Origin of the sequence: Leifsonia sp. McL0607 (assembly GCF_049993355.1) — a bacterium.
GTDB lineage: Bacteria > Actinomycetota > Actinomycetes > Actinomycetales > Microbacteriaceae > Leifsonia.
In genome coordinates this window covers 1,178,825-1,201,781 of the sequence record NZ_CP188253.1, presented here as the reverse complement: position 1 = coordinate 1,201,781, position 22,957 = coordinate 1,178,825, and the positions used below count along the sequence as shown (strand labels likewise).

The following is a 22,957-nucleotide window of genomic DNA, read 5'->3' as shown; positions in this document are numbered from 1 at the left end:
GGTCGGGAGCGCGACCCCGCTCCCGGCCGGCCGGAAGGCGAATCATGACCACACTGAACAACGCCGTCGACATGCGCTCCGTCTCCAAGGCGTTCAGCGGCGTCGTCGTCCTCGACAGCGTCGACTTCGAGGTCCGCCCGGGAGAGGTGCACGCGCTGGCCGGCGGAAACGGTGCAGGCAAGTCGACCCTGATGAAGATCCTGCAGGGCGTCTACCGCGCCGACGCCGGCGAGATCCTCATCGACAGCGTCCGTGCCCGCATCGACTCGATCCACGCCGCGAAGGCCGCCGGTGTCGGCATGGTGTTCCAGGAATTCAGCCTCGTCCCGAGCCTGAGCGTCGCACGGAACATCTTCCTCGGCGACGAGCCGCTGACCCGGATCGGACTCATCGACGAGCGGGCTCTCGTCCGTCAGGCGAACGAGATCTTCGCCGGGATGGAAGTCACCATCGACCCGCGCGCACAGGTCGGACAGTTGGGCACCGCGTACTGGCAGCTGACCGAGATCGCGAAGGCGCTGTCGCAGAACGCCCGGGTGCTCATCATGGACGAGCCCACTGCGAGCCTCGCCCGGCACGAGACAGAAGCGCTCTTCGAACTGATCGGACGGTTGAAAGCCCGGGGCATCTCGATCATCTACATCTCGCACCGGATGGACGAGGTGTACCGGATCGCGGATCGCATCACCGTGCTCCGGGACGGACGCCGCCTGTTCACCGAGTCGCTGAGCGTCGTCAGCCCCGAGGACATCGTCGAGGGCATCGTCGGCCGGAAGATCGAGGGCAAGCTCACCTACCGGGAGCGGGACGCGGTCGAGCACGACGGTCCGCCCCTGCTGGAGGTGCGTGGTCTCACGGCGGGCGACCGTGTCCGGGAGGTCTCCTTCACGCTGCGGCGCGGGGAGATCGTCGGGCTCGCCGGTCTCATGGGCAGCGGGCGGACGGAGCTCGCACGGGCCCTCTTCGGCATCGACCGCTCCCAGCGCGGCGAGGTGCTCGTGAAGGGCAGGCGGGTCTCCCTCGCCTCCCCGAAGCACGCGATCGCCGCCGGCCTGGCGCTGGTGCCGGAAGACCGGCGCGAGCAGGGGCTCGTCCTCGATCACTCGGTGCGTGAGAACCTCCTGCTCCCGCTGCTCGACGAGGTCCGTCGCGGTCCCCTCCTCAGCACGGCTGAGAGCCGGAGCCTCTCGGCATCCCTCATCAAGCGGTTGCGCATCAAGGTCGCCCACCCGAACCGGCCGGTGCGGCTGCTCTCGGGAGGGAACCAGCAGAAGGTCGTGATCGCCAAATGGCTGGGAACCGACCCGGACGTGCTCATCCTCGACGAGCCGACCGCCGGCGTCGACATCGGCACCAAGAGCGAGATCCTCGACCGCGTCCGCGAGCTGGCCGCCTCCGGCAAAGCCGTGATCGTCATCTCGTCCGAATACCCCGAACTCCTCGCCGTGAGCGACCGGATCCTGATCATCCGGGAGGGCTCGATCGTCCGCGAGGTTGCGCGACGTGACATCCCCGACGAGGAGACCCTCGAACTCGCAGTACAAGGAGTCAAGAAATGAACAAAGCGGCAGTGGCCGACCTGACCGGACCGCGCCCCGGCTTCGGCGCAGCCGTGAAGAGCTGGGATTGGCGACGGTATGTGATCTACATCGGGTTCGTCGTCGTCTTCATCTTCTTCGCGATCCTCCTCCACGACCAGGGATTCCTCTCCCCGAACAACCTGCTGAACATCTTCCGGCAGACCTCGACGATCACGATCATCGCCGTCGGCATGACCTACGTGATCGCCGCGGCGCAGATCGACCTGAGCGTCGGATCCACGGCAGGCCTCGCGAGCGTGGTCACAGCGATGGGGATCGCCGCCTGGGGCCCGATCCCCGGCATCCTTTGCGGGCTGGCCGTCGGCGTGATCGTCGGTGCCCTCAACGGGGCACTGGTCAGTCTGCTCGGCATCCCGTCATTCCTCGTGACCCTCGGCATGCTCGGCATCGCCGTCGGCACGGCCCAGTGGATCACCGCCTCCGCGCCCATCCCGATCCTCGACGACACCTTCAACACGATCTTCGGATCGGGCAACATCGGCCCCGTCCCCGGACTGATCGTCTGGAGCGGCGTGTTCGTCGCGGTCGGGGCCGTCGTCCTCGCCCGGACGAAGTTCGGCCGGCAGGTGCTCGCGACCGGTGGGAACCGCATGGCGGCTGACTTCACCGGCATCAACACCAAGCGGATCACCTTCCAGGTGCTGCTCCTCTCCGGCGTCGTGGCGAGCATCGCGGGCATGTTGTATGCCGGACGCCTCCAGTCCGGGAGGTTCCAGTGGGGCACGGGCGACGAGCTCTCCGCGATCGCTGCCGTCATCCTCGGCGGGACCAGCCTGTTCGGCGGCAGCGGAACGGTGATCGGGACCCTCTTCGGCTCGCTGCTCATCGGGCTCATCAACAACGGCCTCATCCTCGCAGGCCTCGACAGCAGCCAGCAGCAGGTCGTGCGCGGCGGGATCATCATCCTCGCCGTCGCACTGGCCCGCAAGAAGTGACCAACCACCGGAAAGGCGACAAGCGAATGAGACTCGGATACTGCTCGATCACCTGGGGCGGAGTCGTCGGCCACCCGACAGGGGTGACCAGCGTCAAAGACCTCTTCTACCTCACGCACGGCGACATGCGGCAAGCGGTGACGGACATCGGCGAGGCAGGATACGAGGGGGTCGAGATGTTCGACGGCAACCTCGTCGAGTTCGCCGACCGGCCCGAGGTGCTCGCCGGGCACCTCCACGACGCCGGCCTGGAGCTCGTCAGCGTCTACAGCGGGGCCAACTTCATCTACCCGGACATCCTGCCCGACGAGCTCGACCGCATCCGGCGTTCGGCAGCGCTCGCGGCGCAGTTCGGGGCCGAGCGCCTCGTCATCGGCGGAGGCGCGCGCCGCGCGGCCGGAACGACCGACGACGACTACCGCCGGCTGGCCGATTCCCTGAACGAGGTCGCGGACATCGCCGAGAGCCAGGGGATCGAGGCGAGCTACCACCCGCATCTGTCGACCATCGTCGAGAGCCCGGAGGAGCTCGACCGGCTGCTGCCGAACACGCGCATCGGCTTCTGCCCCGACGTCGCGCATCTGGCGGCCGGCGGCGGCGACCCTGCAGCGATCATCCGCAGCTACGGCGACCGCATCAACCATGTGCACCTGAAAGACCTGACCCGCGCGTCGGTGAGCTTCCAGCCACTGGGCGACGGAGACCTCGACCTCGCAGGCATCGTCGGGGCGTTGCGCGAAACCGGCTACGACGGCTGGCTGATGGTCGAGCTCGACGAGTACGACGGCGATCCGAAGGAGGCTGCAGAGCGCAGCGGTGAGGCCGTGCGTCGCCTGCTCGCGGACTGACGGCTCCGCATCCGAAAACCACTCTCGAAAGGACACCCAACACAATGCAGCACCTCAACGTCGGGCTCATCGGCGGCGGATTCATGGGCAAGGCCCACTCGCTCGCGTATGCGGCCATGCCGATGTTCTTCTGGCCGGCACCCGCGCTCCCCGTCCGGCACACCATCGCGGAGGCGACGGACGACCTGGCCGCTGATGCGGCACGCCGGTTCGGTTTCGAGCGTTCGACCTCCGACTGGAGGAGTGTCGTGAACGACCCCGACATCCACGTGGTCGACATCGCCACCCCCAACCACCTGCACGCCGAGATCGCGATCGCGGCGGCTGAGGCGGGCAAGCACATCATCAGCGAGAAGCCGCTGGCCCGCACGGCAGCCGAGGCCAGGGGGATGTACGACGCGGTCACCGCGGCCGGGGTGGTCAACATGGTCGCCTTCAACTACCGGCGCACCCCCGCGATCGCGCTGGCGAGGAAGTTCATCGAGGAGGGCGCCATCGGACGCATCCTGAGCTTCCGCGGCACCTATCTGCAGGACTGGAGCGCGAATCCCGATTCGCCGTTGTCGTGGCGCTTCCAGAGGTCGATCGCCGGATCCGGCGCGCTGGGCGACATTGCGACCCACGTCATCGACATCGCCCGGTATCTCGTGGGCGAGTTCCGGTCGGTCAACGCGATCATGAAGACCTGGATCGACGAGCGTCCACTGCAGGCGGGAGGGGCGGACAGTCTCGGGAACGCCCGCGGCGGCGAAGGGCCGCGCGGCGCGGTCGACGTCGACGACCAGGTGATGACGATGATCCGCTTCGACAACGGTGCGATCGGCTCCATCGAGGCCACCCGCAACGGGTACGGCCGCAACAACTACATCACGTTCGAGATCCACGGCACAGAAGGCAGCATCGTCTTCAATTACGAGCGCAGGGACGAGCTGCAGGTCTGCTTCGCCTCCGACGGCGACGACCGCCGCGGCTTCCGGACCGTCTACACCGGCCCGGCTCACCCGAACGGCGACGCACTGTGGCCGATCCCCGCACTGGGGATCGGGTACGGCGAGACCAAGATCATCGAGGCGCACGACTTCTTCACCGCCATCGCGAACGGCACCGGTGTCAGCCCGAACTTCGCGGACGGGTACAAGACCGCCCTCATCGACGACGCGATCGTGGAATCAGCCGAGACCGGTCTGTGGGTCGAGGTGCCGGGGATCAGCTGAGGTCGGAAGGGCGGTTCGGCGCCACCGATCGCACGCCGCCCCGCCTCGGATCGCTCGCACGAGCCGTGGCGGGGCGTCGGCGTCGGTGTGAAGAATGCTGTCGGTCGCCGTGGACGCGATCCTGGACTCCGCAACCATCTTTGGACTTAGAGGTCGCGCCGATAGGTAGGGGTGTGGCGTTGGCGTCGGGCAGGCACGAGCCCTGTTAAACACGGTTTCGACCAAGATTCCGTCGTTGCCCAGGAGTGCTCGTGCCTGCTGTTCCATCTTCCATCATCGAGCCCATTTGGGCGCAGTTCGAAGCGTTGATCCCACCCGTCGTGGACGAGCACCCGTGGGGTGGCCACCGGCCGAGGATCCCGGACCGGATCGTGTTCGACAAGCTGATCCAGGTACTCGTCCTCGGTGCCGCGTACGAGAAAATCGCCGACCACACCTGCTCGGCCACCACGATCCGCCGCCGCCGCGACGAATGGATCACCGCGGGACTCTTCACCGAACTGGAACGGCTCTGCCTAAACGGGTACGAGAAGATGATCGGCCTGGATCTGGCGAACCTGTCCGTGGACGGGTGCATCGTGAAAGCACCCTGCGGAGGTGAGGCCGCGGGCAGATCCCCGGTAGACCGGGGAAAGCAGGGCACGAAACGCTCGGTCCTGGTCGATGGCGGCGGGATCCCGCTCGGCGTCGTCGCAGCGCCAGCGAACCGGCACGACTCGCCCCTGCTCGCCCCGACCCTGGAGAAGCTGGCCCGGTTCGGGTTCGACCTGCCCGAGCAGATCACCGTGCACCTGGACGCCGGCTACGACTCGGGCAAGACCCGCAACCTGCTAAGCAGCCTCGGCTGCGACTGGGTCATCAGCAAGAAGGGCACCCCGCTCCAGGCCGGCGCCCGCTGGGTCGTGGAACGCACGAACTCCTGGCACAACCGCGGCTTCAAGAAGCTCCACATCTGCACCGAACGCCGCGTCCGCGTGATCGACGCGTTCATCGCCCTCGCCAACGCCATCATCATCGTCCGCCGACTACTTCGCGAAGGATGGAAACGCCACCGCTGGCACGGCAGGAGCGCCCGACAACCCTGACCTATCGGCGGAAGCTCTTATGGCGCGCATGCTCGTGATCGAGGACGATGAGTCCATCGGTGGCGCTCTCGAATGGTCGTTGCGGGCAGCCGGTCACGATGTCCGCTGGAGTCGGAGCGGCTGGGCGCGGTCGAGGGGGTCGGAGAAGAACCGCCGCAGCTGATCGTCCTTGATCTCGGCCTGCCGGACATCGTCGGTCGCGGCTCTGCTGTCGGCTGCGAGAAGCCCTCCCGACGGTGGTGATCGTGATCCTCACGGCCCGAACCGAGCCGCTGGACATCGGCCGTCACCGGCCTCTCGAACAGCGTTCACGACCTCGTAAGCCACCCGCCTCGGTCAGGTGTACTTGGTGGAACCGAATCGCGTCCGGCGCCACCGAGCGCCGGTGAAACAACGTAACGAGGGAGGATCCCGAGCCGATCACGCCGGGGAGTCCTCCCTTCACTGCTTTCCGGCAGCGCGTCGCCGCGGATCTCCTCCGTTATCGCGCGGCGACCACGCGCACCGCGTTCGCCCAGGGGTCGTCGAACGCGACCGACCGTCCGTCGTCGCGCGCCTGCACACCGAAGTGGCGCATCCGCTCGGTCAGCGCGCCGACGTCGTCGGCGCCCGGGAGGCGCAACTCCACCTCGCCGAGGCCCAGCGCAAGGCGGCGCGCCCCAGCGCCTCGGCTGTTCCAGGTGTTCATCGCTATGTGGTGGTGGTAGCCGCCCGCCGAGACGAACAGGGCGGACGAGCCGAGGGAGGCCGTGGTCTCGAACCCGAGCCGGTCGACGTAGAAGGCGCGCGCGGTCGCGACGTCGCCGACAGAGAGATGCACATGCCCGACGATCGCGTCGCCGAAACGCGGGTCGCCTTCCCCAGTGCCGACCACAGCCTCGGCCAGTGCGGCGCCGCGGTCGGTGAGGTGCTCGCGGAGGAACGCGTTCGGGTCGAGGTAGAGCGTGTCCATCTCGACCTGACCGTGCGTCCAGCTCCACTGGCTTCGGGCGCGGTCCCAGTACAGCTCGACGCCGTTGCCTTCGGGGTCGGTGAAGTAGAACGCCTGCGACACCAGATGGTCGGCGCTGCCGGTGAACGTCCCGGGTGCGCGGCGCGCGACCGAGTACACCGCTGCGGCGAGGGCCTCCTGGCTGTCGAAGAGGATCGCGGTGTGGAACAGCCCGGCCTCCCCGGGCGACGCGTGCTTCAGCTCCGGCGCGTGCTCCAGGATGACGGAGGGCGTCGAGCCTCGGCCCAGGATCACGCGTCCGCCCTCGGCGGCCAGCACGGAGAGCGTGACCGCGTCGCGGTAGTAGGCGGTCATCGCGTCGAGATCGGCGACGCGCAGGGTCACCGCTCCCATGACGGAGTCGGCGGGCAGGAGTTCGGGCATGGGAGGTTCAACAGCCGGGACCCTCGGATAATTTCAGGTCTCGATCGCGCCACCGGTCTCGGCGAGGTAGCGGCGTAGCGTCAGCGACGGGTCGCCGGCCTGGAGCTCGCGATAGCGGCTGAAGTGGAGCTGGTCGCGCAATGAGGCGCCCGCCCGCATCCGCTCGGCCTGGGCGCCCTCGACCGATTGGATACGGCGCGCCTCCGCGAAGAGCTCGTCACCGCGGTCGCCGCCGATGACGAGCACGCCGTCGTCGTCGGCCGCGATCCAGTCGCCGGGGCGGATGGAGACGCCGTCGAGGAATGCGCTGCGCATTGCCGTGCCGGCTGGCGGCACGCGTCGCGGACCGAACGGATGCGCACCCAGACTGAACAGGGGGAGGCCGATCTCGCGCAGCTGGGCGGTGTCGCGGTGCAGCCCCCAGATCACCGCGCCCGCCATCCCCGCGAGCTTCGCCTCCAGCAGCATGAGGTCGCCGACGCAGGCCTCATCGTGGCGCCCGCCATTGTCGACGACGAGCACTGCTCCTGGCGGCGCGTCGTCGATGGTCTCGAGGAGGACGTCGACGCTGCCGAGGTGGGTGACGGGGGCAGCGGGGCCGTGGAAGGGGCGTCCGGGGAGGAGTGCTGCGAGCGTGACGGGCGCGACGGCGACCGGGATGCCGAGGCGCACCGCGGCGTCGGCTAGGGCCGCGGTTGCCGCGGTGGTCGGGCTGGTCGGGGGCAGTGGAGCGGCGTTCGTGTCCATGGGCGCGACGCTACCGCTGTGCGCAGGCGCATGGGGGATTGCGGTTCGCGTGGAAGTCCTCCACCTTCGCGCGGTGGCGTGAGTTGTCCACGGATTCACGTCGGGGCTTCTCCCCGCGTTGTGGCTGCTCAAGGATGGACGCGGGAGGTGCGATGAGAAGGATCGCGAGGCTGGCCCGCCGGTACTGGGTCGTGACGTTGACGTTGGGCATCGGCGTCGCCGGCATCGTGCTCGCGCTCGCCGGAGCGGGGTGGCTGGTGCAGTGGCTGTTCAGCGTGTACGCGCTGGGGGCCGCGGTCTGGCAGGCCATCGGCATGGTGCGCTCCATGGCGCACGGGCGGTTCGGCCTCGACATCCTCGCCATCACGGCGATCGTCGCCACTGTGGTGGTCGGCGAGTATGTCGCCGCGCTGATCGTGGTGCTCATGCTGACCGGTGGCGCCGCGCTCGAAGACTACGCGAACCGTAGGGCGAAGCGCGAGCTCGACGCCCTCCTGACCCGCGCGCCGCAGTTCGCGCACCTCGTGGTCGACGGCGGCTACCAAGAGGTGCCGGTCGACCAGGTGCGCGTCGGCGATGAGCTGCTCGTGCGGCCCTCCGAGATCGTCCCGGTCGACGGGGTCCTGCTCTCGGCACGCGCGGCGTTCGACCAGGCGTCGATCACCGGCGAGAGCATCCCGGTCGAGAAGGCGACAGGCGACGAGGTGCTGAGCGGGTCGGTCAACGGGCAGGAGGCCGTCGAGGTGCGGGCGACGTCGACGGCCGCGTCCTCCCAATACCAGCAGATCATCGCGTTGGTGGCGCAGGCGGCAGAGAGCAAGGCGCCGGTGGTGCGGCTTGCCGATCGCTACGCCGTCCCGTTCACCGTGTTCTCGCTGGCACTCGCCGCGGTGGCCTGGTGGGTGAGTGCAGACCCGGTCCGGTTCGCGGAGGTCCTGGTGCTCGCGACGCCGTGCCCGCTGCTGATCGCGGCGCCGGTGGCCTTCATCGGCGGCATGAGCCGCGGTGCGCGCAACAGCATCATCGTGAAGTCCGGCGGCGTGCTGGAGCAGCTCGCGCGGGCACGCACCGCGGTGTTCGACAAGACGGGCACCCTGACCTACGGGTCGCCGGAGCTCAGCGAGGTGCGCCCGGAGCCGCCGTTCGGGGCCGACGAACTGCTGGCCGCCGTCGCCAGCGCGGAGCAGTACTCCTCGCACGTGCTCGCGGCGTCGTTCATCAGCGCAGCGCAGGAGCGTGGGCTGAGCCTCCACGAGGCGGTGTCTGCTCAGGAGGCCGCGACCAACGGAGTGGTCGCGCAGATCGACGGCAGAGAGGTCGTGGTCGGCAAGTTCGCGTTCGTCGCCGAGCACGCGCCCGAAACGGCCCGCACGTCGATCGCGCCAGGAGCGCTCGCGGTCTACGTCGCGATCGGCGGGCGGTACGCCGGGGCGCTGCTCGCGAGTGACCGATTGCGCGCGAACGCCGCCTCCACCCTCCGCGAGCTGTCGGCTCTCGGGGTCACGAACACGATGATGCTCACCGGCGACGCACGGGAGACGGCGGAGCACATCGCCGCCGAGCTCGGGATCACCCGCGTGCGTGCGGAGTGTCTCCCCGCGGACAAGGTTGCGGACGTGGCAGGTATCGCCGAGCGCCCGGTGATCATGGTGGGCGACGGAGTGAACGACGCTCCCGTGCTCGCCGCCGCCGACATCGGCATCGCGATGGGCGCGAAAGGCGCGACGGCCGCCAGCGAGTCCGCCGACGCGGTGATCCTCGTGGACGACATCCATGGTGTCGCCCGGGCGGTGAGGATCGGCAGGGACACGGTGCGCATCGCGCTCCAGAGCATCTGGCTCGGGATCATCGTGTCGGTCGTGCTGATGACGATCGCCGCGTTCGGCTTCATTCCGGCGACGGCCGGCGCGCTCATCCAGGAGCTGGTCGATTTGGCGACGATCCTCGCGGCGCTCCGTGCCATCGGCGGCCGACTCGACGCGCGAGAGGCCAGCCATGACGAAGCGGTGGTGGCGGCCTACTCCCCGGTCAGCCGCTCGAGCAGCTCGCGGTAGCGGTCGGCCGTGCGCGCCGCGATCTCGGCGGGGAGTTCCGGCGGCGTACCGGTCTTGTCCCAATTGGCGGCCAGCCAGTCCCGGACGATCTGCTTGTCGAAGCTCGCCATGCGTTCGCGGGGGGAGGCAGCGGTGGCGAACACCCGCTCGTCCCAGTACCGGCTGGAGTCGCTGGTCAACACCTCGTCGGCGAGGGTGATCTCGCCGGTCGAGCGGTCGGCGCCGAACTCGAACTTGGTGTCGGCGATGATGACGCCGCGGTCCTCCGCGATCGCCGCGCCGCGTGCGTACAGCGCGAGCGAGAGCCGGCGCAACTGCTCGGCGATCTCCGGCCCGACCAGTTCGACGGTGCGCTCGAAGCTGATGTTCTCGTCGTGCTCGCCGAGCGGCGCCTTCCACGCGGGGGTGTAGATCGGCTCGGGAAGGCGGTCGCCGTCGGTGAGGCCGGCGGGGAGGGGCACGCCGCAGACGCTCTGCGTCTGCTGGTACTCGGCCCAGCCGCTTCCGGTCAGGTAGCCGCGCACGACGCACTCGATCGGGAACATGTCCAGAGGCTTCACGAGCATGGCGCGACCCGACACCTCGGCGGGGATCCGCTCGACGATCCGTTCGCCGTCGAGCTGGTGATCGGGGATCAGGTGGTTGGGCACACCGTGCAGCCGGTCGAACCACCAGAGGCTCAGGGTGGTGAGCAGCTCGCCCTTCCCCGGGATCCCCGGCTCCAGGACGTGGTCGAAGGCGCTCACCCGGTCGGAGGCGACGACGAGCACGGCGTCGGTGTCCTCCAGCCCGTCCGCGCCTTCGGGCACATACAGGTCGCGGACCTTTCCGGAGTAGACGCGCTTCCAGCCTGCCAGTTCGCTCACCCGTCCATCGTAGAGGCGGCGGGCGCCCGCCACAGACCGCGACGACTGGGCCGGCCTCCACCCGTCCCCGCCTCAGACCGTGCGGCCCCCGTCGACCGCGAGCACCGTTCCTGTCACGTACGCGGCGGCGGGCGACGCGAGCCACGCCACCGCGGCCGCGACCTCCATCGGCGACCCCATGCGGCCCAGCGGTACGAAGCCGCCGACTCGCTCGCGCACGGCTGGATCCTGCTTCATGATCGGGCCGGACTCGATCGGCCCTGGCGCGACGGCGTTGACGCGGATGCCCGCCCGCGCCTCGTCGAGCGCGCTCGTACGGGTGAGCCCGACGATCGCGTGCTTCGCCGCCGCGTAGGCGGCCATACCGGGTGCTCCCCGCACGCCGGCGGTGGAGGACACGCTGACGATCGCACGGGGGCCGGAGGTCGCCCGCATGGCGAGCACCTCCGCGCGCAGGGCGACGGCAACGCTGCGGAACGTGACCGCCATGACGGAGTCGAACTCGGCGAGGGGCATGTCCGCGAGGGGAACCGGCTGGTGGCCACGGCCGACGTTGTTGACGGCGACGCTGAGGCTGCCGAGGGCGGCGGCCTCCGCGATCGCGTCCGCCAGGGCGACATCGTCGGTGGCGTCGACCGCGATGGTGCGCGGGCAGTCGATCCCTGCGTCCACGAGTTCGCTTCGGAGGTTCTCGAGCGCGGGCGCGTCACGAGCGCACGGCACGATCGCCAGCCCATCCGCGCCGAGCGCGTGACAGATCGCGTTGCCCATCCGTCCGTCGGCGCCGAGGACGATGGCGACCCGGGTGTCGGAGGCCGCGGCGCTCACGATCGCACGTCCGCCCGCGCGCCGCGTGCGTCGCGGACCTCCCGACGGTCCAGCGGAAGCAGGAAGCCCGCGGCGATCAGCCACGCCAGTCCGACGAACCGCCCGATCGGCAGGAGGAACTGCAGTGGCTCCACGGCGAGCGACAGGAACGAGAGCTCGGAGAGGGCGGCGACGACCAGTCCGACCCATGCCAGCCATCGGGGGAGGAGGCGCAGGATGAGCCCGGGCACGGCCATCCCGGCGATCAGCAACCCCAGGCCGACGACGTAGCCGACGCCGCCCGCGGCGAACGCGAGGAAGGAGAACGCGAGCGCGAGGTGCGGGTCGGCGGTGAGTTCGGGTCGGCTGAGGAGGTAGCTGCCGAGTGCCGACACCATCAGCATGATGGAGGCTGTCAGTCCGCCGGCGAACCCGATAGCGGGGCCGGGAACGCGGACGCCGAGCCGCTGCAGACGGACGAAGGCGGTGGCGGCGTAGATACCGAGCGGGACGGCCGAGCCGAACTGCAGCATCGCTCCGATTCGGATGGCCGCCCAGTCGGCGTGCGCGTGCGCTGCCACGGCGTCGGCGCCGGAGAAGGGGGAGAGGAAGAGGCCAGCGCCCGAGAGCAGCACCCCCACCAGCAGGGCCAGCAGAAACAGCCCCGCGTGGACGGTCGCGAGGATGCCGAGCGGGGGTCCGCCCGAGCCACGACGGCGGGAGGTCGGCTGGATATCGTTCATGTTGGTAATCGTTACACAGTGTAATCGTTACGCGCAAGCGTTACTCTGGATCCGTGACGAACGCCCCACTCACAGAACCCGCCGATGGCTCCGTCCCTTCGGCTCAGCCCCGCCGCGGAGCGCCGCCGCGCACGGCGTTCCTGCTCGCGCAGCTCGGAGCGGATGCCGCCGACCGCTTCGCCGAGCGGGTCGCCTCGCTCGGCCTGACGCCACGGGAGGCCGGTGCCATCCGCGTCCTCGGCCGTCGCCAGGGCCTCAGTCAACGCGAACTCGCCGAACTGCTCGGCACGGTGCCGAGCCGGCTGGTCGCGCTCGTCGACGAACTCGAGACCAAGGGGTACGTGGTGCGCGAGCGCAGCGAAGGGGACAGGCGCAACAACGTCCTGACGCTCGCGCCGGGCGGCAAGCGGATGCTGGCGCAGCTGCGGGAGGTCGCCCAGGCGCACCAGCGCGACCTCCTCGCCCCGCTCGACGCAGACGAGCAGCAGACGTTCGCCGCCCTCCTCGCCAAGCTCGCCGCGGCCTCCGACCTGACCCCCGACGGCCACCCCGGCTACCGCCGCTGACGCGCCCGGCCCGCCGCAGTCGCTCAGCAAACGGTTGGTCCCCTGCGCCGCAGGCGCGGGCGCCCTCGCGGCGTGTCGGGATGAACAGATCGCCGGGGTCGGCGGGAGTGCCTGAACCAACTGGCAGGACACATCGCTCGCGACACTGCCGCGGCGGCGTGTCCTGCCGGTTCGTTATGCAATCGACCTCGGGGCGGTCGTGCTGCTCACGCGAGTAGCTTGGCCTTTGCGGCCGCGAACTCGTCGTCCGACAGGACGCCCTGCGTGTGCAGCGTGGCCAGCTGCTGCAGCTTCGTCATCATGTCGTCCGCGGGCGCGGCCGCTGGCGCAGCCTGCTCGGCGGCGGCCGCGGCCTGCTGCTGCTGGGCCTCGGACTGCTGCTGCTCGTACTGGTCTTGCGCCCTCGCCTGCTGGCGGCGCTGCACGTTTCCGGAGACCGCGGTGGCGGTGCCGGCGACGACCGCCGTTCGCGCGGCCATCCCGATCAGCCCCGGTCGTCCCATCCGTCCTAATGGCATGTCTGCTCTCCTACTTCTTGACCGGCTGGATGTCCGGTTCGGAATCCGACTCGAGGAACGCCTCGAAGTCCTCGGCGACCACGGCGTTGACCACCGGGGCCGGGATGCGTTCGCTGTGCACGACGACCCCGCCGGCCTGGAAGAACTTGCTCGCCAAGTCCTTCGCCCAGAGGTGCTCGACCACGAGGATCGCCCCTGTCGTGCCCGGCTCGATCAGTTCGACGATCGAGTCCACGTCCTCGTCGCCGGCGATGCCGCTCGCTTCGAGGCTCACGCCCGCCATGCCGATCTCGTCGCCGATCTCCTCCAGCTCGACGATGTCGACGCCGCCATCCGCGTGACGGGTGACGAACAGGAGGTCGAGCAGCCGCAGCGTGCCGCTCTCGACCAGGTCGAGGATGGCCTGCACCACCCCGGGCGACGGTCTGTCGTTGTCGAACTGGGCGACGATGAACTCCGCCGGTCCGTACTCGAATTCAGCCATCTCGTACCTCCGTCTGCGGGCCGGTCCCGCTTTCACGGGCGACGATACACACGCGTACTCGGCCCGGCAATGATCGATTTCGTGCCGGATCCCCGCGCGGGATGTGCACGTTCACATCCCTAGACTGAGACCCGCGGACACGGCCGCAGACGGGCGCGCCGACGCGAGGAAGGACCCCTGTGGGCGAGAAGAACTGGGCGGGAAACTACGACTACCGGGCGCAGCGCATCGTGCAGCCCGCCGATCTCGACGAGCTGCGCGAGATCGTCACGACGGCTCCGAAGATCCGCGCGCTCGGCAGCAGGCACTCGTTCAACGACCTCGCCGACACCGACGCCGACGGCGTGCTCGTGAGCACCGCCGCCCTCCCGGGCGACATCCGCATCGACCCCGGCGCGCGCACCGTCACGGTGGGAGGAGGCGTGCGCTATGGCGACCTCGCCCGCGAGCTCCAGACCGCCGGGTGGGCGCTGCACAACCTCGCCTCCCTGCCGCACATCTCGGTGGCAGGCGCGATCGCCACCGCCACTCACGGGTCGGGAGACCGCAACGGCAACCTCTCGACGGCAGTCGCCGGCCTGCGCATCCTCGCGGCCTCCGGCGATTTCGTGGAGTTCGCGCGCGGCGACCCCGAGTTCGCGGGCGCCGTGGTCTCGCTCGGCGCCCTCGGCGTGGTGACCGAGGTCGTCCTCGACATCCGCCCGACCTTCGACGCGCGTCAGCGGCTCTTCGCCGGTGTGCCGTGGGAGGCCGTGCTCGAGCGTTTCGACGAGGTCACCTCGGCCGCCTACAGCGTCTCGCTGTTCACGACATGGGACGAAGATGCGGTGGCGCTCGCCTGGCTCAAGGAGATCGACGGCGCCGAGACCGCGATCGGCGACGACTTCTTCGGCGCACCGGCTCTCACCGAGGCGCGGCACATGATCCCGACGATGGACGTGCTCAACACCACGCAGCAGCTCGGCGTCGTCGGCCCGTGGAGCGAGCGGCTGGCGCACTTCCGCTTCGAGTTCACACCCTCCAACGGCGAGGAGATCCAGTCGGAGTACCTCGTGCCCCGCGCACGGGCGGTGGAGGCGATCCGGGCGGTGCGCGAGCTCGCTCCGGTGATCGCGCCCGTTCTGCAGATCAGTGAGATCCGCACCGTCGCCGGCGACGACCTGTGGCTGTCGAGCGCCTACGGCACCGACGTGGTCGGCCTCCACTTCACCTGGCTGCGCGACCAGGCCGGGGTGGAGGCCGTCCTCCCCGCGGTGGAGGCCGCGCTGCTGCCGCTCGGCGCGCGCCCGCACTGGGGCAAGCTCTCCCTCGACGCCGATGGCGTCGTCCCCGGCCTCTACCCGAGGCTCGACGAGTTCCGCGCCCTCGCCGACCGCCTCGATCCCGAGGGCCGCTTCCGCAACCCCTTCCTCACCCGCCTCCTCGCCTGACGACAAACTGCCGAGTGCGCAGACTGTCTGCGTACTCGGCGGTTTCTGACCGATTATGGGCGTACTCGGCGGTTGTCCGAGTGGCTCAGGAGTGCGCGACGCGGGCGGCGATGTCGGTGCGGTACTGGGCACCGGGCAGGTGGATGCGGGCGATCGCGTCGTAGGCGCGGTCGCGCGCCTCGTCGAACGAGGTGCCGCGCGCGACCACCGAGAGCACACGGCCTCCGGTCGCGAGCAGCGCGCCGGTCTCCGGGTCGAGGGCGGTCGCCGCGTGGGCGATCGTGACCTCCGGCACCTGTGCTGCCTCGTCGAGTCCGGTGATCGGGCGACCGGTCTGCGGCGCCTCCGGGTAGCCTTCGCTGGCGAGAACGACCGTGACGGCGGTGTCGAGAGCGAACTCGGGGCGCGGCATCCCGCCCAACTCGCCCGTCGCGGCGGCGTACAGCAGAGAGGACAGCGGCGTCACCAGCCGCGGCAGCACGACCTGGGCCTCGGGGTCGCCGAAGCGCGCGTTGAACTCGATGACCCGGATGCCCTTCGGCGTCACGATCAGGCCGCAGTAGAGGAGGCCGATGAAGGGCGTCTGCTCGGCGGCGAGCTGGCGCACAGTGGGCAGGGCGATCGTGTCGATGACCTCGTCGACGAAGGTCTCGGGCAGCCAGGGGAGCGGCGAGTAGGCGCCCATTCCTCCCGTGTTCGGGCCGGCGTCGCCGTCGAGGAGGCGCTTGTAGTCCTGCGCGGGGCTCAGCGGGAGGACGGTGTGCCCGTCGCTGACCAGGAACAGCGACACCTCCTGCCCGTCGAGGAACTCCTCCACGAGGACCCCGCCCTGCGCGAGGTAGTGGCGGGCGTGCTCCACGGCGGCTTCGCGGTCGGAGGTGACGATGACGCCCTTGCCCGCTGCGAGACCGTCGGCCTTCACGACATAGGGCGCCCCGAACTCGTCGAGCGCGCGCTCGGCCTCCGCGAGGGTGCTCGCGCGCACGGCGCGGCCGGTGGGGACGCCGGCTTCCTCCATGATCCGCTTGGCGAAGGTCTTGGAGCCCTCGAGCTGGGCGGCCGCACGGCCGGGGCCGAAGACTGGGATGCCGCGTGTGCGCAGCGGGTCGGCGACGCCGGCGACCAGGGGGGCCTCCGGACCGATCACGACCAGCTCGATGCCGTTCTCGTTCACGTACTCGGCGACCGCGGCGCCGTCGAGCGGGTCGAGCCCGGGCTCCACGGCCACGTCGGCGGCGATCCCCGCGTTGCCCGGGGCGGCGACGATCGCATGTCCCGCCTCCTCGGCCAGGAGCGCGGTGATGATGGCGTGCTCGCGGGCACCGGAACCGAGGACCAGAATCTTCACGCGAACCATGCTAGAGGGCAGTGCGACCCCGCGCAGAACCCCGGTGGAAGGATGGAGGCATGGCACGAGCGAAGATCCCGACGGACGAGGGCGGAGCCGCGGTGCGCGCCGCACTGGGCGCTGGGGCCGACCGGAACGCCACGGCGACGGCCGTGCGCTACCTCTTGCAGCTGCTGGCGGAGCGGGCGCCGGGCAACACAGTGGAGGTCCGGGTGCCGCCGTTCGGCGCCGTGCAGTGCATCCCGGGGCCACGGCACACACGCGGCACGCCGCCGAACGTGATCGAGACCGACGCCGCGACCTGGCTCGCGCTGGCCTCCGGGAGCCTGTCGTGGGGAGACGCGCTCGCCTCTGGAGCCGTGCACGCCTCCGGTCAGCGGGCAACGCTGGAGGGGCTGCTGCCGTTGCGCTATTGACCGCCGTCGTCGTGGGCGTGCGCTCAGGTGCGGTGAGGGAGAATGGGGGTCATGAGCGACACCGCCCCGCGACCCGAGCAGCAGCCCGAGGAGCCGCAGCCCGAGCAGCAATCGGCCGACGCGCAGCAGGCCGATGCGCAGGCCGACGTCCAGGCGGCCGAGGAGCAGGCCACCGTCACCGAGGCGGCCGTGCGCGTCCAGCGCTCCCCGCGGTACTTCCGGTTCATGATCACCGGTGCGGTGGTCTTCGCGGTGATCGCGCTCATCCTGACGTACTCGTTCCCCGAGAACCCCACCTACGACCGGGGGGCCGTCTTCGGCTTCCTGCTGGCGATCTGCGCGACCATCGGCGTCGCCCTCGGCGCCCTGGTCGCCCTCCTGATCGACCGGGCGGCGACCCGTCGGGCGCGCACGGTTCAGGCGGATAGAATCGACGTGCGCCTGCCCGACTCCGAGAACGACTCCGAGAGCCACTCCGAGCCGGGCGACACGCGGCCGAGCGATCACCGCCCGTCCGTCGACAGCTGAACATCCCGACACACCGTGAGAAAGGGGCCCGCTGTGGCCGGAGGCGACGGTCGTCTGAGTCACGATCTTCTTCCAGGAGAGAAGGGCCCGCAAGACGCCTGCGGCGTGTTCGGGGTCTGGGCCCCCGGCGAGGAGGTCGCCAAGCTCAGCTACTTCGGCCTCTACGCGCTGCAGCATCGGGGCCAGGAGTCGGCTGGCATCGCGACCAGCGACGGCAACAAGATCCTCATCTACAAAGACATGGGTCTGGTCTCCCAGGTCTTCAACGAGAACGCGCTCAACTCGCTGACCGGCCACATCGCCGTCGGCCACACGCGCTACTCCACGACGGGCGCCTCCAGCTGGCAGAACGCGCAGCCCACGCTGGGCCGCACCTCCAGTGGAACCGTCGCCCTGGGCCACAACGGCAACCTGACCAACACCGCAGAGCTCATGCAGCTCGCGCACGACCGCTACCCTCAGCTCGACGGCGAGCTGAGCCGCGGCAACACGACCGACACCGCGGTCGTGACCGCGCTGCTCACGGGCGACCTCGATCACACGCTCGAGGCGACCGCCCTGGAGGTCCTGCCCCGGCTGCGCGGCGCCTACTGCCTGGTCTTCATGGACGAGCACACGCTGTACGCGGCGCGAGACCCGCAGGGCGTCCGTCCACTGGTGCTCGGCCGCCTGGAGCGCGGCTGGGTGGTCGCCTCCGAGACCGCGGCGCTCGACATCGTCGGCGCGAGCTTCGTGCGCGAGGTGGAGCCCGGCGAGCTGATCGCGATCGATGAGAACGGCCTCCGCACGCAGCGGTTCGCCGCCGAGAGACGCGCCGGCTGCGTGTTCGAGTACGTCTACCTGGCACGCCCCGACACCACCATCGCCGGCCGCGGCGTCTACGAGGCGCGCGTCGAGATGGGCCGCCAACTCGCTCGCGAGCACGAGGTGGAGGCCGACCTCGTCATCCCGACGCCCGAGTCCGGCACCCCGGCGGCGATCGGCTACGCGCAGGCGTCCGGCATTCCGTTCGGTCAGGGTCTGGTCAAGAACTCCTACGTCGGTCGCACGTTCATCCAGCCGTCGCAGACCATCCGCCAGCGCGGCATCAAGCTCAAGCTGAACCCCCTCAAGGAGGTCATCAAGGGCAAGCGCCTCGTAGTGGTCGACGACTCGATCGTGCGCGGCAACACCCAGCGCGCGCTGGTGTCGATGCTGCGGGAGGCCGGTGCCGCCGAGGTGCACGTGCGCATCTCCAGCCCTCCCATCACGTGGCCGTGCTTCTACGGCATCGACTTCGCGTCCCGCGCCGAGCTGATCGCGACCGGATTGGGCGTCGACGAGGTGCGCCAGTCGATCGGCGCCGACTCGCTGGGCTACCTGTCGGAGGACGGCATGATCGCCGCGACCGAGCAGCCGCGCGAGCGTCTCTGCACGGCGTGCTTCACGGGCGTGTACCCGATCGAGCTCCCCGACGCGCACCACCTGGGCAAGAACCTCCTGGAGCGCCCGGAGGCCGCGGCCGAGACGGTCGCAGCGACGGACACCGGCGCCGACGCGACCAGCGACGGCTGCGAGCCGGGGCCGGATGCGGAGTACGAGCGCCTGCTGAGCTTCGGCGATCCGGGGCGGCAGGAGTAGACCTCCGTCTCCCCGTCACAAACCATACCGATCGTCAGGTATCGTACCTTACATATCAGGCGACGGATCGTGAGCTTTCTGCCAACGGCTGCGCCCGCGTGCAAGGAGCTACCATGACATCCGTCTCTTCCGCTGTCCGTGTCCGCACCGTCGGCGCTGTCATCGTCGTCGCCGGCATCCTCGTGGGGCTGAGCGGGTGTGCGGCGGGGGATGGCGGCGTGCCGACTCCCTCGTCGAGCCCGGCGGCCTCCGCGACCTGGTCGTACGGCGGAGCGAACGGGCCGGAGCACTGGGGCGAGATCGCCGAGGCGTGCGCCCCGACGCCGACGTCGCACCAATCTCCTGTCGACATCGTCGCCGCCGAACTGGCGCCCAGCGCCGACGCGAGCGCAGCGACAGTGCACTACGCACCCGCGTCGTTCGCCGTCGAGAACAACGGCCACGCCATCGAGGCCGTCGCGGAGGACACGAAGGCGAACTCCGTCGAGCTCGGCGGACAGACGTACTACCTGCAGCAGTTCCACTTCCACGCGTCGAGCGAGCACACGATCGACGGCGCCCCCGCCGCCGCGGAGCTGCACCTCGTCCACGCGTCGGACAGCGGCGAGCTCGCCGTCTTCGGCGCCCTCATCGAGACGGGCGAGGCGAACACCGCTCTCGCCGAGCTGTTCGACTCGATCCCCGAGTCGGAGTCGATGCACGGGGAGGGCGGCAAGAAGCTCTCCGCGCCGATCGATCCGGCGGCCCTCCTGCCCGCATCCGGCCCGAGCGCGCGCTACACGGGTTCGCTCACGACGCCGGGGTGTGCAGAAGGGGTCAGCTGGAGCGTCTACCTGACTCCCATCACGGTGTCGGAGGCTCAGCTGGCCGCTCTGACATCGGTCTACGCGGACAACCATCGCCCTGTCCAGCCGCTCAACGGCCGCGAGGTGAGCCGGGTCGGCGGCCTATAGGCCTCCCCGATACCATGGAGCAGTGATCGAGCCCACCGCATCCTCGTCCTCTTCCTACGCCGCCGCCGGTGTCGATACCGCAGCAGGCGACCGCGCCGTCGAGCTGATGAAGGCGGCCGTCGCGCGCACGCAGGGCACTCAGGTGCTGGGCGGCGTCGGCGGGTTCGCCGGGATGTTCGACGTGTCGGCGCTGAAGGACTTCCGCCGACCGCTGCTGGCGACCTCCACCGACGGTGTCGGCACGAAGGTCGCGATAGCGCAGGCGCTCGACAGGCACGACACGATCGGGCAAGACCTGGTCGGCATGGTCGTCGACGACATCGTCGTGGTGGGTGCGCGGCCGCTGTTCATGACCGACTACATCGCGTGCGGCAAGGTCGTCCCCGAGCGCATCGCCACGATCGTCGCGGGCATCGCCCGCGCGTGCGAGGCGACGGGAACGGCGCTGGTCGGCGGCGAGACCGCCGAGCATCCCGGGCTCCTCGGGCCCGATGACTACGACGTCGCGGGAGCGGCGGTGGGCGCCGTCGAGGCCGACGAGCTGCTCGGCGCGGAGCGCGTGCGCGACGGCGACGTCGTGTTGGCGCTGGCGTCGTCCGGCCTGCACTCCAACGGCTTCTCGCTGGTGCGTCACATCCTCGCCCAGCGCGGCATCGGCTTCGATGACCACTCGGACGACTTCGGCGGTGTGGTCGGGGAGGCTCTTCTGGAGCCGACGCGCCTCTACACGTCACCCCTGCTGCGCGTGCTCGACGAGCCGTCGCTGCACGGCGCGGTGCACGCGCTCAGCCACGTGACCGGCGGTGGCATCGCAGCGAACCTGGCCCGCGTGCTCCCAGTGGGGTCGTGGGTGGAGGTCGACCGCGCGACCTGGTCGCCCAGCCCCGTATTCCGGGTGTTGAGCGACCTCGCCGGCAGCGCGCTGGAGTCGTCAGAGGGAACCTGGAACCTGGGAATCGGCATGTTCGCGGTCGTGGCTCCGGAGGCCGCGAGCGCGGTCGCCACGGCGATCGCGGCCGACGGCATCCCGACCTGGACGGTGGGCTCCGTCTCCACCTCGGTGCGCGACCTCACCGGGTTCGAGCAGGGGGCCAAGGGCGTCGACGGCGGCGCCGTGCGTCTCATCGGGCGTTACGCCGCCTGAGCGCGCGCCTCGAGTTGGCGGGACACGCCGCACGGCCGACGGGCGAGACGGCGTGTCCTGCCAATTCGATCGAGCGCGCCGAAGGCGACATTCGTGGTGAATGTCGCCTTGTGCGGCAGGCGCATAGCGAGGCGCGCTCAGGCGCGCTTCGGCGTCTCGGACTCGGTGTCCTCGTAGTCGTCGTCGGCGTCGGCGTCGTACTCGTCGGTATCGTCGTCGTCGCCTTCGGGCTTGTAGTCGGCCCACGCGGCGTACTGGTCGTCATCGTGGTGAGAATGCCCGGTGAGCTCACGCTCGAGCGCGTCGTAGTTGACGTTCGGACTGAACGACTTCAACTGGCGAGCGATCTTCGTGTGCTTTGCCTTTTGACGGCCGCGCCCCATGCGTGACCCCCTTTTGGTCGTGCCCGGGGAATGGCACCCGGGGATCCAACAGAAATAGTGAAAACTAGCGTCGAGTTTAGCATGGTGACCCCCATGGACCCCGAGTTGCCGCACAGCGTCGGATGATGGAATGAGCGCGTGATCAGTGGAATGACCGACACCCAGGTGGTGATCGTCGGCGCCGGGCAGGCCGGGCTCGCGGTCGCATTCTACCTGCGTCGGTTCGAGCTGACTCCCGGCGAGGATTTCGTGATCCTCGACCGCGGCCCTGGCACGGGAGGAGCGTGGCAGCATCGGTGGGATGCGCTGCGTCTGGGCAGTGCCCACCATGTGAACGATCTTCCAGGAATGTCGGAGCTGGGACTCAGCTTCGACACCGCCGATCGCACCCTCCCGGCCAAGGACATCGTCGCCGGTTACTACCGTCGCTACGAGGAGCACTTCGGCCTCCGCGTGCAGCGCCCGGTCGCCGTGTCGCGCGTGTTCGACCGCGGCGCCGACCTGGTCGTCGCGCACGACCACGGCGAGACGCGCACCCGCATCGTCGTCAACGCCACCGGCACCTGGGGCGCGCCGTTCATCCCGTGGTATCCGGGGATGGCGGACTTCGCCGGGCGGCACCTCCACACGTCCTCGTACTCGTCGGCCGAGGAGCTGGCGGGGAAGTCGGTCGTGGTGGTCGGCGGCGGCACGAGCGCCATCGGCTTCCTCCTCGAGTTGGAGGGTGTGGCCGGCGAACTGACCTGGGCGACGCGTCGCCCCGTGGACTTCCGCGACGAGTCGGAGCTCACGATCGAGGGCGGCGTCGCCGCCGTCACGGCGCAGGACGCGGCCGCGCGTGCCGGGCGGGCCCTCCCGAGCATCGTCAGCGGCACGGGCGTGCCGCGCACGCGACGCATCGCCGCGGGAGTCGACCGCGGGCTCCTGGTGGAGCGAGGGATGTTCACCCGGATCGAGCGCGACGGGGTCGTCTGGGACGACGGCTCCACGACGCGCGCCGACGCGATCATCTGGGCGACGGGCTTCCGACCGGAGCTGCGCCATCTCGCGCCGCTCAAGCTTCGCGAGAAGGCGGGAGGCCTGACGGTGGCTGCGGGCGCCTCCTGGCAGGACCCGCGAATCTTCCTGGCGGGGTACGGCCCGCAAGCGAGCACGATCGGCGCGAACCGCGCCGGCCGCGTGATCGCCCGCCAGATCATGGCCCAGATCTGACGCGTCCGCGCCCTCCATCGTCTGCCGAGACGCCAGAAACGCTGAGGGGCACCTTAATGCCCCTACCCGCGCCGCTTTCG

The 22,957-nt window shown here is 70.0% G+C and carries 23 protein-coding genes; 14 read left to right on the top strand and 9 right to left on the bottom strand.

The window, feature by feature from the left end; all coding sequences use genetic code 11:
- The first annotated feature begins 44 nt into the window (after positions 1 to 44).
- The 5 genes from ACPPVW_RS05750 to ACPPVW_RS05730 all read left to right on the top strand — a co-directional run bounded on the left by ACPPVW_RS05750 (position 45) and on the right by ACPPVW_RS05730 (position 5,683).
- Positions 45 to 1,559 carry a sugar ABC transporter ATP-binding protein gene (locus tag ACPPVW_RS05750; protein ID WP_426625562.1) on the top strand — a complete coding sequence of 505 codons (1,515 nt, stop codon included), beginning with the start codon at positions 45 to 47 and terminating at the stop codon, positions 1,557 to 1,559.
- Positions 1,556 to 2,536: an ABC transporter permease gene (locus tag ACPPVW_RS05745; protein ID WP_426625561.1), complete on the top strand. Its 981-nt coding sequence runs from the start codon at positions 1,556 to 1,558 to the stop codon at positions 2,534 to 2,536. Before ACPPVW_RS05750 ends, ACPPVW_RS05745 begins: the two co-directional genes overlap by 4 nt.
- Before the next feature lie 26 nt (positions 2,537 to 2,562).
- Positions 2,563 to 3,384, top strand: coding sequence for a sugar phosphate isomerase/epimerase family protein (locus ACPPVW_RS05740; protein WP_426625560.1), 822 nt, complete (start codon positions 2,563 to 2,565; stop codon positions 3,382 to 3,384).
- A gap of 44 nt (positions 3,385 to 3,428) precedes the next feature.
- A complete protein-coding gene (locus ACPPVW_RS05735) occupies positions 3,429 to 4,598 on the top strand; it encodes a Gfo/Idh/MocA family protein (protein WP_426625559.1) in 1,170 nt (389 codons plus the stop codon).
- A 251-nt stretch (positions 4,599 to 4,849) separates the two neighbouring features.
- On the top strand, positions 4,850 to 5,683 hold the full coding sequence (locus tag ACPPVW_RS05730) for an IS5 family transposase (protein WP_426623971.1): 834 nt from the start codon (positions 4,850 to 4,852) through the stop codon (positions 5,681 to 5,683).
- Between the two features lie 481 nt (positions 5,684 to 6,164).
- Here the strand turns inward: ACPPVW_RS05730 and ACPPVW_RS05725 are convergent, their stop codons facing one another.
- Together ACPPVW_RS05725 and ACPPVW_RS05720 are read right to left on the bottom strand one after the other, a co-directional pair.
- Positions 6,165 to 7,058 (bottom strand): VOC family protein, encoded by an 894-nt coding sequence (locus ACPPVW_RS05725; protein ID WP_426625558.1) that lies wholly within the window; start codon positions 7,056 to 7,058, stop codon positions 6,165 to 6,167.
- 33 nt (positions 7,059 to 7,091) lie between these two features.
- Positions 7,092 to 7,805, bottom strand: coding sequence for an RraA family protein (locus ACPPVW_RS05720; protein ID WP_426625557.1), 714 nt, complete (start codon positions 7,803 to 7,805; stop codon positions 7,092 to 7,094).
- A 152-nt stretch (positions 7,806 to 7,957) separates the two neighbouring features.
- Here ACPPVW_RS05720 and ACPPVW_RS05715 point away from each other — a divergent pair, with 152 nt between their 5' ends.
- On the top strand, positions 7,958 to 9,859 hold the full coding sequence (locus ACPPVW_RS05715) for a heavy metal translocating P-type ATPase (RefSeq protein WP_426625556.1): 1,902 nt from the start codon (positions 7,958 to 7,960) through the stop codon (positions 9,857 to 9,859).
- On the opposite strand, the gene ACPPVW_RS05710 is transcribed toward ACPPVW_RS05715, so the two are convergent.
- From ACPPVW_RS05710 to ACPPVW_RS05700, 3 genes are all read right to left on the bottom strand, one after another.
- The gene (locus tag ACPPVW_RS05710; protein ID WP_426625555.1) at positions 9,823 to 10,725 is read right to left on the bottom strand and encodes a phosphoribosylaminoimidazolesuccinocarboxamide synthase; all 903 of its coding nucleotides are present in this window, start codon (positions 10,723 to 10,725) and stop codon (positions 9,823 to 9,825) included. The genes ACPPVW_RS05715 and ACPPVW_RS05710 overlap by 37 nt on opposite strands.
- 72 nt (positions 10,726 to 10,797) lie before the next feature.
- Positions 10,798 to 11,553, bottom strand: coding sequence for an SDR family NAD(P)-dependent oxidoreductase (locus ACPPVW_RS05705; protein WP_426625554.1), 756 nt, complete (start codon positions 11,551 to 11,553; stop codon positions 10,798 to 10,800).
- Positions 11,550 to 12,275, bottom strand: coding sequence for a hypothetical protein (locus ACPPVW_RS05700; protein ID WP_426625553.1), 726 nt, complete (start codon positions 12,273 to 12,275; stop codon positions 11,550 to 11,552). The genes ACPPVW_RS05705 and ACPPVW_RS05700 overlap by 4 nt, the downstream gene beginning before the upstream one ends.
- Before the next feature lie 53 nt (positions 12,276 to 12,328).
- Here ACPPVW_RS05700 and ACPPVW_RS05695 point away from each other — a divergent pair, with 53 nt between their 5' ends.
- Positions 12,329 to 12,841 carry a MarR family winged helix-turn-helix transcriptional regulator gene (locus tag ACPPVW_RS05695; RefSeq protein ID WP_426625552.1) on the top strand — a complete coding sequence of 171 codons (513 nt, stop codon included), beginning with the start codon at positions 12,329 to 12,331 and terminating at the stop codon, positions 12,839 to 12,841.
- Between the two features lie 206 nt (positions 12,842 to 13,047).
- Here the strand turns inward: ACPPVW_RS05695 and ACPPVW_RS05690 are convergent, their stop codons facing one another.
- Entirely contained in the window at positions 13,048 to 13,344 is a 297-nt protein-coding gene (locus tag ACPPVW_RS05690; protein WP_426626255.1) for an SHOCT domain-containing protein, read from the bottom strand.
- Between the two features lie 25 nt (positions 13,345 to 13,369).
- A complete protein-coding gene (locus ACPPVW_RS05685; protein ID WP_426625551.1) occupies positions 13,370 to 13,843 on the bottom strand; it encodes a DUF6325 family protein in 474 nt (157 codons plus the stop codon).
- 179 nt (positions 13,844 to 14,022) lie between these two features.
- Between ACPPVW_RS05685 and ACPPVW_RS05680 the strand changes: the two genes are divergently transcribed.
- Complete coding sequence (locus ACPPVW_RS05680) at positions 14,023 to 15,273, top strand: FAD-binding protein (RefSeq protein WP_426625550.1); 1,251 nt, start codon at positions 14,023 to 14,025, stop codon at positions 15,271 to 15,273.
- An 85-nt stretch (positions 15,274 to 15,358) separates the two neighbouring features.
- Here the strand turns inward: ACPPVW_RS05680 and purD are convergent, their stop codons facing one another.
- Positions 15,359 to 16,621, bottom strand: a complete 1,263-nt coding sequence (gene purD, locus ACPPVW_RS05675) for a phosphoribosylamine--glycine ligase (RefSeq protein WP_426625549.1) — start codon at positions 16,619 to 16,621, stop codon at positions 15,359 to 15,361.
- A 59-nt stretch (positions 16,622 to 16,680) separates the two neighbouring features.
- Here purD and ACPPVW_RS05670 point away from each other — a divergent pair, with 59 nt between their 5' ends.
- From ACPPVW_RS05670 to purM, 5 genes are all read left to right on the top strand, one after another.
- Entirely contained in the window at positions 16,681 to 17,037 is a 357-nt protein-coding gene (locus ACPPVW_RS05670; RefSeq protein WP_426625548.1) for a sterol carrier family protein, read from the top strand.
- 51 nt (positions 17,038 to 17,088) lie between these two features.
- Positions 17,089 to 17,565: a hypothetical protein gene (locus tag ACPPVW_RS05665; protein ID WP_426625547.1), complete on the top strand. Its 477-nt coding sequence runs from the start codon at positions 17,089 to 17,091 to the stop codon at positions 17,563 to 17,565.
- 33 nt (positions 17,566 to 17,598) lie between these two features.
- Positions 17,599 to 19,185 carry an amidophosphoribosyltransferase gene (gene purF / locus ACPPVW_RS05660; RefSeq protein WP_426625546.1) on the top strand — a complete coding sequence of 529 codons (1,587 nt, stop codon included), beginning with the start codon at positions 17,599 to 17,601 and terminating at the stop codon, positions 19,183 to 19,185.
- A 113-nt stretch (positions 19,186 to 19,298) separates the two neighbouring features.
- The gene (locus ACPPVW_RS05655) at positions 19,299 to 20,138 is read left to right on the top strand and encodes a carbonic anhydrase (RefSeq protein WP_426625545.1); all 840 of its coding nucleotides are present in this window, start codon (positions 19,299 to 19,301) and stop codon (positions 20,136 to 20,138) included.
- Positions 20,139 to 20,160: 22 nt separating this feature from the next.
- Positions 20,161 to 21,282 carry a phosphoribosylformylglycinamidine cyclo-ligase gene (purM, locus tag ACPPVW_RS05650; protein WP_426625544.1) on the top strand — a complete coding sequence of 374 codons (1,122 nt, stop codon included), beginning with the start codon at positions 20,161 to 20,163 and terminating at the stop codon, positions 21,280 to 21,282.
- 137 nt (positions 21,283 to 21,419) lie between these two features.
- On the opposite strand, the gene ACPPVW_RS05645 is transcribed toward purM, so the two are convergent.
- Positions 21,420 to 21,665, bottom strand: coding sequence for a DUF3073 domain-containing protein (locus ACPPVW_RS05645; protein WP_426625543.1), 246 nt, complete (start codon positions 21,663 to 21,665; stop codon positions 21,420 to 21,422).
- A gap of 150 nt (positions 21,666 to 21,815) precedes the next feature.
- Here ACPPVW_RS05645 and ACPPVW_RS05640 point away from each other — a divergent pair, with 150 nt between their 5' ends.
- Positions 21,816 to 22,877 (top strand): NAD(P)-binding domain-containing protein, encoded by a 1,062-nt coding sequence (locus ACPPVW_RS05640; protein ID WP_426625542.1) that lies wholly within the window; start codon positions 21,816 to 21,818, stop codon positions 22,875 to 22,877.
- Positions 22,878 to 22,957: the final 80 nt, after the last annotated feature.

Bases quoted from the DNA above. Each gene is read 5' to 3' on its own strand.
- ACPPVW_RS05665 (WP_426625547.1), top strand. From the start codon at position 17,089: ATGAGCGACACCGCCCCGCGACCCGAGCAGCAGCCCGAGGAGCCGCAG.
- ACPPVW_RS05640 (WP_426625542.1), top strand. From the start codon at position 21,816: ATGACCGACACCCAGGTGGTGATCGTCGGCGCCGGGCAGGCCGGGCTC.
- ACPPVW_RS05645 (WP_426625543.1), bottom strand. From the start codon at position 21,665: ATGGGGCGCGGCCGTCAAAAGGCAAAGCACACGAAGATCGCTCGCCAG.
- ACPPVW_RS05725 (WP_426625558.1), bottom strand. From the start codon at position 7,058: ATGCCCGAACTCCTGCCCGCCGACTCCGTCATGGGAGCGGTGACCCTG.
- ACPPVW_RS05745 (WP_426625561.1), top strand. From the start codon at position 1,556: ATGAACAAAGCGGCAGTGGCCGACCTGACCGGACCGCGCCCCGGCTTC.
- ACPPVW_RS05750 (WP_426625562.1), top strand. From the start codon at position 45: ATGACCACACTGAACAACGCCGTCGACATGCGCTCCGTCTCCAAGGCG.
- ACPPVW_RS05735 (WP_426625559.1), top strand. From the start codon at position 3,429: ATGCAGCACCTCAACGTCGGGCTCATCGGCGGCGGATTCATGGGCAAG.
- ACPPVW_RS05715 (WP_426625556.1), top strand. From the start codon at position 7,958: ATGAGAAGGATCGCGAGGCTGGCCCGCCGGTACTGGGTCGTGACGTTG.
- ACPPVW_RS05700 (WP_426625553.1), bottom strand. From the start codon at position 12,275: ATGAACGATATCCAGCCGACCTCCCGCCGTCGTGGCTCGGGCGGACCC.
- ACPPVW_RS05685 (WP_426625551.1), bottom strand. From the start codon at position 13,843: ATGGCTGAATTCGAGTACGGACCGGCGGAGTTCATCGTCGCCCAGTTC.
- ACPPVW_RS05670 (WP_426625548.1), top strand. From the start codon at position 16,681: ATGGCACGAGCGAAGATCCCGACGGACGAGGGCGGAGCCGCGGTGCGC.
- ACPPVW_RS05720 (WP_426625557.1), bottom strand. From the start codon at position 7,805: ATGGACACGAACGCCGCTCCACTGCCCCCGACCAGCCCGACCACCGCG.
- ACPPVW_RS05655 (WP_426625545.1), top strand. From the start codon at position 19,299: ATGACATCCGTCTCTTCCGCTGTCCGTGTCCGCACCGTCGGCGCTGTC.
- ACPPVW_RS05690 (WP_426626255.1), bottom strand. From the start codon at position 13,344: ATGGGACGACCGGGGCTGATCGGGATGGCCGCGCGAACGGCGGTCGTC.
- ACPPVW_RS05740 (WP_426625560.1), top strand. From the start codon at position 2,563: ATGAGACTCGGATACTGCTCGATCACCTGGGGCGGAGTCGTCGGCCAC.